This is a genomic window from Streptomyces sp. ATLC9 (assembly GCF_057196705.1).
The window spans coordinates 1-2,133 of record NZ_JBXUOY010000466.1 but is presented as its reverse complement, the minus strand read 5'-3'; the positions used below and the strand labels follow the sequence as shown (position 1 = coordinate 2,133).

Here is a 2,133-nt window from a genome sequence, read left to right as displayed (position 1 = left end):
CTGCCGGGGGCACCGCCCCGGGGGCACCGCCCACCGGGCCCGCTCCCGCCGCCGGGCCGCCCGCGAGGCTCGCGCCCCGCTCCAGGCGGTCCAGGCGGGCCTGGAGGGAGCGCTCGTCGCCGTACGCCGCGGGCAGCAGCACCCGGGCACAGATCAGCTCCAGCTGCAACCGCGGCGAGGTCGCGCCGCGCATGTCCGTCAGGCCCTCGTTGACGATGTCCGCCGCCCGGCTCAGTTCGGCCGGGCCGAAGACCGACGCCTGCGCCGTCATCCTCTCCACCACGTCGGCGGGGGCGTCGATCAGGCCCTTCTCCCCCGCGTCGGGCACGGCGGCCAGGATCACCAGGTCGCGCAGCCGCTCCAGCAGGTCCGCGACGAAGCGCCGCGGGTCGTGCCCGCCCTCGATCACCCGGTCGACCACCTCGAAGGCCGCCGCGCCGTCGCCCGCGGCGAAGGCGTCCACCACCGAGTCCAGCAGCGCGCCGTCGGTGTAGCCCAGCAGCGCCGTGGCCATGGCGTACGTCACGCCGTCCGGACCGGCGCCCGCCAGCAGCTGGTCCATCACCGACATCGAGTCACGCACGGACCCGGCACCGGCGCGCACCACCAGGGGCAGCACACCGTCCTCGACGGGGATGGCCTCCCGCTCGCACACCTGGGCGAGGTAGTCGCGCAGGGTGCCCGGCGGCACCAGGCGGAACGGGTAGTGGTGGGTGCGCGACCGGATCGTTCCGATGACCTTCTCGGGCTCGGTCGTCGCGAAGATGAACTTCAGGTGCTCCGGCGGCTCCTCGACCACCTTCAGCAGGGCGTTGAAACCCGCCGAGGTGACCATGTGCGCCTCGTCGATGATGTAGATCTTGTAGCGGCTGGAGGCCGGGCCGAAGAACGCCTTCTCGCGCAGCTCGCGGGCGTCGTCCACACCGCCGTGCGACGCGGCGTCGATCTCGATGACGTCGATCGAGCCCGGCCCGTTGCGCGCCAGGTCCAGACAGGACCGGCACTCCCCGCACGGATCCGGCGTCGGACCCTGCTCGCAGTTCAGGCAGCGGGCGAGGATACGGGCGCTGGTCGTCTTGCCGCAGCCGCGCGGACCGCTGAAGAGGTACGCGTGGTTGACCCGGTTGTTGCGGAGGGCCTGCTGGAGGGGGTCGGTGACATGCTCCTGCCCGATGACCTCGGAGAAGGCCTCGGGGCGGTAGCGGCGGTACAGCGCGAGGGACGACACGTCTCCGACGATATAGGCCGCCGCCGACAACCGTGCCCCCGGTCGGAACGGGGGGCACGGTTGTCGGCGGGGAAAATCAGGCGCCCCCCACGCACCCGCCAGAGCTCACCTACCCTTGCTGCCTTCCGGCCCTGGGGGAGTTCAGCGAGATGGCGCCACGTGAGGGGCTGCGCCAAGCCTACCGGATGCCGGAGGGTGCTCGGGCCGGGGAGGGAGGCGGAACCGGCCCCGGGGATCGGGTTCGCAACCACTCCCCCGCGTCATGTAATGTTTCCGGCGGAGGATTCGCCTAGAGGCCTAGGGCGCACGCTTGGAAAGCGTGTTGGGGGCAACCCCTCACGAGTTCGAATCTCGTATCCTCCGCCACGGCCGACCAGCCGAAACGAAGGTCCCGACCGCCCAGCGGCCGGGACCTTCGTCGTTCCGTGGTCTCAGTTCTGGTCTCATTCGCCGTGATCGGACCGGCGCGGACGTGGGCGGACAGCGCCCGTCGCACCTGCCGAGCGACGCGTCCCCGTGCCGTGCTCCGGGCCTCCGTCCTCCCCGAATCCGGCGGCCCCATCGATCACGGGTCTTGCTCCGGTTGCTCGCGCGGCCGGGTCTGCCACCAGAAGCGCGGGACCTGACCACCCCGTAACGAGGCTCGGCCGGATACCCCTCGAATGGAGCACAGGCACCTGGTCAGCCCATGGGTAGGCCCTGTCTGGCTTTACAGCGATGGGGAGGAGAACGATCATGCCCACCAACGACATTGACCTCGACGCGCTCCCGCCGGACACCCTCGTCGTTGAGAACCCTGTCTGTCAGACTCCGGTGAGACCCAGAAGGTATACATCTCTTTGATCTGATGCAGGGCGAGACAGGACCAGGACCACCGTGACGATGACCCTTGCCGACCAGACCGT

1 protein-coding gene, 1 tRNA gene and 1 other RNA gene are annotated in these 2,133 nt (G+C 70.7%); 1 reads left to right on the top strand and 2 read right to left on the bottom strand.

Translation table 11 applies throughout. The features are described 5' to 3' along the window. Both AC2CJA_RS26315 and ffs read right to left on the bottom strand, forming a co-directional pair. A partial coding sequence (locus AC2CJA_RS26315; RefSeq protein ID WP_484605161.1) for a DNA polymerase III subunit gamma and tau occupies nucleotides 1-1,228 on the bottom strand: 1,228 nt, incomplete at its 3' end. Between the two features lie 75 nt (nucleotides 1,229-1,303). Beyond that, nucleotides 1,304-1,400, bottom strand: an RNA gene (gene ffs / locus AC2CJA_RS26310) — signal recognition particle sRNA small type. Between the two features lie 106 nt (nucleotides 1,401-1,506). Between ffs and AC2CJA_RS26305 the strand changes: the two genes are divergently transcribed. Then, nucleotides 1,507-1,594 (top strand) — tRNA-Ser (locus AC2CJA_RS26305). The last annotated feature ends 539 nt before the right edge of the window (nucleotides 1,595-2,133 follow it).